Raw genomic sequence first — 5,989 nt, 5'->3', positions numbered from 1 at the left:
TGAGGCGCGGTGCCCTCGGCGCCCGTGAGGCGCGGTGCCCTCGGCGCCCGTGAGGCGCGGTGCCCTCGGCGCCCGTGAGGCTATCCACACCGGCATGGTTTCCCTCACAGGGGTACGGTCTGTCGTTGCCCATCGGTGCTCTCGGCAGCGCGTGGGACGTTTCATGAGGTAGCAGATGATTCCGCCTCTCGATACGTTTCCGAGAGGACTTCCAGAATTGGACCTACCAATTCCTTGGAGCTAGCAGCCGTCACGCGCGAATTCGTCGTGTGGTCGGAGCCGTCTCGATCAAAAACTGCCGCTCCAGCCTCTCTAGCTATCACAACTCCGGCCGCCATATCCCACGGCTTATTTCCAAGTGCGATACTTGCATCCGTTCGCCCGGCGGACAGCCATGCCAGGTCAACGGCCGCCGATCCAAACATGCGGACCCGCTCCACTTTCGGTGCAAGAAATCGTGACAGCGCAAGTCGGGCACGATTCTTCTCTTCAGATTTACTACCCACGGCATAGTCTCCGATTGAGACTATCGCATTAGAAAGTCGGCCCGGTCTGGTTACTGCGATTTTCCGTGTGCCCACAAAAGACCCGTGCCCCTCCGCTGCGGAGTACCTTTCATTCAGGAAGGGCAGGGCGATCACTCCCACTATAGGCCGCCCCTCACTGATAAGCCCCAGCGAAACACCGCATAGCGGTATCCCATGAAGAAAGTTAGAGGTTCCATCTAGCGGATCAAGAGCCCAGGTGTTCTTACTATTCAGAACTACCTCGCCAGTGCCCTCTTCGCCCAAAAAGGCGAGATGCGGCGTACGCCGCTCAAGGAACCTTCTGACCTCTCTTTCAACCGCTAGGTCAACTTCGCTAACAAAATCGCGCTCCTCTTTCTCGCGAGCTTCGCCGGGTGGAGTGCTCATTATAGTCTCGACGGCGATATCTATAGCTTCGTGCGCAACGGCAAGAAGAGTGTCTAGTTGGTTCACAGAAACGAGCTCCGCTCTTCCAGGGAAGATAGTACTTCATCAAATGTTTTGAAGATTGCCCCGTCCTCCGCTTCACGCATTGCGACCAGAGTCGGGGATTCAACCCCTCGGGTTTCCGGTAGGTACGGCTGGAAAACGCATTTACTATCGTCAACAATTATAATGTTGTACCGCAGCGGTTCATCGTAAACGCCAATACGGAGATTGCCGGAATTGCTTCCAAGATTATCTCTAAGCTTTAAAAGCAACTCAATATTGATGCGAGTCAACGCGGCGAGGTCGCCTAGCGGAAAGCCTTCCTCCTTCTCGCGCTCCCCGATATATCTGCCGCGAGGATCTAGAAAAAGGAAACACCCATGTCCGCCATCGGCTATCTTGCGCCGAAGGGAGCGAGTAGGATATTGCTGGCAGACCAAGTTAAGCGAAAGGCCGGCAGCCCGAATCTTTTCTGCGTTATCGAACAGTTCGTGCGCGGGAATCGCACTTGAGAACTCCGATCGAGTTGAAAATACTGCGACTACGCCACCCATGCCAAAATGGCCGCTTAGTGCCGAAACTTGATCCTTTGAAGGTTCCGATGGAGGAGTGGTTGGCAATTCCCCGCTCCACGTCTTGAAGAGATGTTCGGCCGTCCAGCCTTCAAACATTTTCTCCAGAACTCGACAGTGGTGCGGGTACGGAAGTGAGATGAGCGTTCCAGAGAGCCAGCGGTGAAATTGTGCGCGACTCGGCCAGGTGCCGACTAGGCTACCATCGATGACCTTTGCCGACCTGTCATATTCACGGCAAAAAGTAGTGTAATTCTNCCAATGGCGCTGACGCAACAGCGTCTTAAGTGTCGTGCTTCTTTCCTCTGACATCGACAGGCTTTCTCCACTCTTCTCGGTTTTTCTCCTTGCCATGATCATATCACGAGACGAGACCAAGAAGAGACAGAAAGAGGCGAAGCTGCGAGTAAATGCGACTATCGCGATATTGCAGCGAGACAGAAGGGCGTGGTCCGCTCATCCCAGCACGCGCAATCCGCGCAGAAAGGATAGGAGTGCCCAGGTTCGTCCCTGGACTTGATCGGTCCCTGACCCTCGGGAGCCAGAATGACTACCCCCCACAGTGCGCCCTATGGACATCGCATCGCCGCTGGTCTGCTGCGTGAGCTACTGGTCGGTTACCAGATCACGCAGGCTCTTTACGTTGCAGCGCGCTTACATCTCGCCGACCATCTAATCCAGCCCGTGACGATCGACGCTCTCGCCAAAGCGACGGGCGCCGATCATGAAGCCCTTCACTTCCTGGTCCGAGCATTGGTCGGCTACGGGGTTTTGCAACGTAGTGGAGATCTCTACGTTACGACCGAGGTCGGGCGACTCTTGGAAAAAGACCGACCCGACAGCCTGCGCCCGACCGTGATTGCCACGGGAAAGGAACGTTACCAGTCCTGGGGCTCACTTCTACAGACCGTACGTTCGGGGCGTCCTGTATTTTCGGCCCAGAACGGTGTGGCACTGCACGATTTTTATGCGGAGCATCCCGGTGCTGCGGCTCCGTTCAACGGTGCAATGGCAGCTCTCACCAACTCCATGGTCGATCAACTCATTGGGTCCTACGACTTCACCCGCCATTCTCAGGTGGTTGAGATTGGCGGCGGACTCGGGGTCTTCATGGCGGAGATTCTGCACCGGAATCCTTCGCTGAGAGGGTCTATCCTGGACCTTCCGCACGTCGTGGCAGATGCCGCCCGAGCACTCCCGCCACGCATCCTCACCGATAGACTTAAACTCATCTCGGGAGATGCTCGTCAGAGCGTTCCGGAGAACGCCGACCTCTACCTGATCAAAATGGTCCTATGCGACTTCCCTGACGATGACGCGCTGAAGATCCTGCGCTCTGTACGCAAGGCCATTCCGGACGAAGGAACTCTTGTCATCTTTGACAAAATCCGGACCGAAGTTTATGACGATGAGGTGAGTCGACGGACGGTCATGTCAGCCCTTAACTTGCTGGTAATGACCGGCGGGCGGGAACGGTCCGAGGAGGAGTATCGACTCCTGCTCGCCCAAGCTGGATTTGAGCTTACCGACGTCATGCGCACCGAAGCGCTCGACGGCGAAATTCACCGAGTCGTTGCAATGCCCGGCGAGGTGGCCCCGCTATCATCCGGTGAATGAGCGATCGTTGGACCGTACACCGTGAAGACGTCATCTACGCAAGCCCATGGGTGAGCATACATCTCGCGGACGTTGAAGCACCTTCCGGCGCCCGGATCCCGCATCATCTCGTTCGGGTACCTGCTTCGGGCGCCGGAACCATCATGGTCAACACCGACGGGCATATTCTCTTGCTATTCCGGTACCGATTCATTGTCTCCCGCTTCGGTTGGGAGATCCCGGCAGGAAAAGTCGAGAAAGGCGAAGAACCGGCCGAAACTGCTCGCCGTGAAGCCCTCGAAGAAACCGGCTGGGAGCCGCAAGATCTCCAACACTTGCTATCGATGAACACTAGTCCCGGATTGACCGATCAGGTTTCTCATCTGTTCCTGGCACGGAAATCCGACCAGCGCGGTAGCCCTGTCGATACCGACGAATCCGTTTGTCTCCGCTGGTGCACATCTGCGGAGATACGAGCCCTCATCCAAGCGGGTGAAATTACAGACGCATTTACGCTCTCCGGCCTGCTTTGGTATCTAACCCTAATGAGCTAACACAATCGTTCGGCCTGACGGTCGACGCGCGAGAGGGGGAGGTAATGCGCCGCAGTGTCTACCTGGGGCGGTCCCGCTGGTATGTCCTGAAAAGGCTGTTCGTGGTCGGTGGGGCGTGCCTTCTGGCGGCGTTCATGTTCCCCACGGTGGTGTTTTTCCGCTGGCGGTGGTGGCGGTGATCCTTTTCGGTCTGTTCTGGCTGGTGGGAGGATGAGGGGATTGATTATCCAGCTCAACGAAGACGATCTTCCAGAATTCGACCTTCCGCCTTCCAACGGGCTGATTATCTCGGGTCCGGGCGAGGCCAAAGGCGATCGCGTGCGGGTATGCCTGGAGTTCCTGCCAACGGTGGACGGGTCGACCCTGCATGCCCGGCGGGTCGCAGTGCGGCCGGAGTTGGCGCGGCAGAGTTTGGTGATTCGCCCGCGGGTGGCAGGGAACCGGAGCACTGCCGTTGCCTTTCTGGCGGGTCGACAGTTATTGGAGCATGAGCGGACCGCAATCCTTCCTGGTCCTGTGGTGACCTCTGCTTGTGAGGTCCCTCCGTATGCGGATGGCTGGCGGGGGATTCCACTGACGGTGCTGCTTACCGGTGTGGGTGGCGAGCATCAGGTGCAGCCGGTGTGGGAGTTCATGTCCCCTGACCGGTACACGGCGTGGCTGGCAGCAGGCTGCCCGTGAGCCGCCGCGCCCGTCCGGCCGGACGTGTTCCCCCGCCGGTACTCTACGCACCGTGGGACCGGCGGCTGTCTGCCGATGAACTGCCGGCGGTAGGTCCGTGGGCCCCCGACCGTGACGGGGTCGTACTGTGTTACCACTCGCCCGGGATACATGAAGGGGCGCCCGTGGTATTTCAGCGGATACGGATAGCCGATGTGGACTCCGCCTCCCTGGAAATGGTTGCGGCGGCCGTCGTCCGGGATACCGAGATCACTACGTGCACGCTGTATCCTCGGGGAACGAATCTTCACCACACCGGCGCGGCAGTTGCGGCCGCAAACCGGCTGTTCCACGAAAATCCGTTCCCGCACATCAACGGACCGATCATTACCGGCGCGGCCAGCACCGGAGCGCCGGACCTTTCCGCGCTGCATGGCTATACCCGTATGATCCATGATGTGCAGATCGTCGCCCGGAACGGATCGGCGGAAAGCGTAGAGATATGGGAGCTTCGGCGGGTAATCTACCGGAGTTCGGATGACCTTCGGGCTGAAATTCGGCCCTGACCACCATTCCTGGCCGGTGACGGTATGCCGTCACCTTGGGGAGGTCCCACCCCCGAGCNAANCCCCCCCTTTGCCGGGGGTCGGGNCCNCCCCTCCCAGACGGACCGGCGGTAGCTCGGGAATGCCGCCCGCCGGTCCCCATGACCCCAGGTCGGATGACGCCAGCCCTCCGACCTGGGGTCTTTTCATGTCCCGAAGACCGTTCAGGCACCGGTGGTTCCGCGCGGAGGCTCGGCGTTCTCCGGCCGAAATGCAGTGATCCACTGTTCCACATCGTCGGCATCCCACAGACGAATGTGGGCCGCTTGCTGCCGAGGAGCGGGGAAGGTCGGTCGATGGGTGAGCTGACGCGCCCGCTCGGAGGTGACGCCAAGGCGCCGGGCGATGTCGCCCGTCGTCCACAGTTCCCCGCTCATGGGCGAATCCTAGTGCCACGACGAACCAGGCCCGTATGCTTGGGGTTGGCCAACCCCAAGCGGTGTCGTATAGCGGTCCGGAGCGGTGTGGCATCACCTCTCCGGACCTTCGGCCACCGCTGCCCCACGGATGCACAGGAAGCGGTGAACCATGACCACTATCCCCCCCGAGCCCGCCGCTCACGACCTCGTCCGCGTGACCCCGTCCGACGACGGCTACACGGTCGCTCTCCTCGGAGGAGCAACCATCCTTGATCTCCTGTCCGCGACGCTCGCTCTCCCCTCAGCCGCTTACACGGATCACCGCCCGGTCGCTCCCGACAGCCCGGACGTGCTCCTGACCTTCCGCTTCCTGCCACGCGGGGTCTACGTGCCGGCGGCATGGACACCACAACCGCCGGAGAGTGCACCGGTCGACGGATGGACACCGCACCAGGAAGCGGTACACACGATCGCCTCAGCGGCGCCGCCCGGTCCCAGCGGCGCGCGACTCATCCAGTGGATCACACGATGCGACCCGATCACAGTCATGGTTCTCGCGGACCTGATCCGGTCGACCACGCCACGCCGCTAAGCCCGCGAGGCTCGGCGCCGGGGGGCGCCCGCGAGGCTCGGCGCCGGGGGGCGCCCGCGAGGCTCGGCGCCGGGGGGCGCCCGCGAGGCTCGGCG

At 60.3% G+C, this 5,989-nt stretch carries 7 protein-coding genes; 4 read left to right on the top strand and 3 right to left on the bottom strand.

Annotated elements, in window-relative coordinates:
- Positions 1-161: 161 nt before the first annotated feature.
- Both FF36_RS33810 and FF36_RS41395 read right to left on the bottom strand, forming a co-directional pair.
- Positions 162-980, bottom strand: coding sequence for an inositol monophosphatase family protein (locus FF36_RS33810; protein WP_082122391.1), 819 nt, complete (start codon positions 978-980; stop codon positions 162-164).
- Positions 977-1,510, bottom strand: a complete 534-nt coding sequence (locus FF36_RS41395; protein WP_422615135.1) for a DUF5919 domain-containing protein — start codon at positions 1,508-1,510, stop codon at positions 977-979. Before FF36_RS41395 ends, FF36_RS33810 begins: the two co-directional genes overlap by 4 nt.
- 564 nt (positions 1,511-2,074) lie before the next feature.
- Here FF36_RS41395 and FF36_RS33800 point away from each other — a divergent pair.
- The 4 genes from FF36_RS33800 to FF36_RS35230 all read left to right on the top strand — a co-directional run bounded on the left by FF36_RS33800 (position 2,075) and on the right by FF36_RS35230 (position 4,904).
- Complete coding sequence (locus tag FF36_RS33800; protein ID WP_082122390.1) at positions 2,075-3,145, top strand: methyltransferase; 1,071 nt, start codon at positions 2,075-2,077, stop codon at positions 3,143-3,145.
- Entirely contained in the window at positions 3,142-3,678 is a 537-nt protein-coding gene (locus tag FF36_RS33795; RefSeq protein WP_082122389.1) for an NUDIX hydrolase, read from the top strand. The genes FF36_RS33800 and FF36_RS33795 overlap by 4 nt, the downstream gene beginning before the upstream one ends.
- Positions 3,679-3,897: 219 nt before the next feature.
- Positions 3,898-4,359 (top strand): hypothetical protein, encoded by a 462-nt coding sequence (locus FF36_RS35235; protein ID WP_128423452.1) that lies wholly within the window; start codon positions 3,898-3,900, stop codon positions 4,357-4,359.
- A gap of 194 nt (positions 4,360-4,553) precedes the next feature.
- Positions 4,554-4,904 carry a hypothetical protein gene (locus FF36_RS35230; protein ID WP_128423451.1) on the top strand — a complete coding sequence of 117 codons (351 nt, stop codon included), beginning with the start codon at positions 4,554-4,556 and terminating at the stop codon, positions 4,902-4,904.
- 203 nt (positions 4,905-5,107) lie between these two features.
- Here the strand turns inward: FF36_RS35230 and FF36_RS33790 are convergent, their stop codons facing one another.
- Positions 5,108-5,320, bottom strand: a complete 213-nt coding sequence (locus FF36_RS33790; RefSeq protein ID WP_082122388.1) for a helix-turn-helix transcriptional regulator — start codon at positions 5,318-5,320, stop codon at positions 5,108-5,110.
- Positions 5,321-5,989 lie beyond the last annotated feature (669 nt).

The sequence above is a fragment of the Frankia torreyi genome (genome assembly GCF_000948395.1).
In the GTDB taxonomy this organism is placed as follows: Bacteria; Actinomycetota; Actinomycetes; order Frankiales; family Frankiaceae; genus Frankia; species Frankia torreyi.
Note: the sequence above shows the minus strand (reverse complement) of the source record. Positions and strands in the feature narration are given on the sequence as shown.